Below are 273 nucleotides of genomic sequence, written 5' to 3'. Positions count from 1 at the left end.
GACCGCTATCAGCATCCGAATGGACAACTGCCCGCTTACGACTGGGCGCTAGGCGATGCCAATCCGCCGGTTCACGCGTGGGCCGCGTGGCGCGTGTACGAGATCGACCGCGCGCTCACCGGCAAGCCCGATCGCGATTTTCTCGAGCTCATTTTTCCCTGGCTGCTGCTCAACTTTTGGTGGTGGGTGAACCGCAAGGACGCCGACGGTCACAACATCTTTCAGGGCGGTTTTCTTGGGCTCGACAACGTGGGTAGCTTCGATCGTTCGTCG

General features: G+C 60.8%; 1 protein-coding gene. It reads left to right on the top strand.

The features are described from left to right. Nucleotides 1-273, top strand: a 273-nt coding sequence (locus R0J92_RS23035) for an MGH1-like glycoside hydrolase domain-containing protein (RefSeq protein ID WP_411053379.1), incomplete at both ends; no start/stop codon positions are given.

This window comes from Tritonibacter sp. SIMBA_163 (assembly GCF_046535935.1).
Classification (GTDB): Bacteria; Pseudomonadota; Alphaproteobacteria; order Rhodobacterales; family Rhodobacteraceae; genus Epibacterium; species Epibacterium scottomollicae.
The sequence above is the reverse complement of the archived record's forward strand: the minus strand, read 5'-3'. Positions and strand labels throughout refer to the sequence as shown.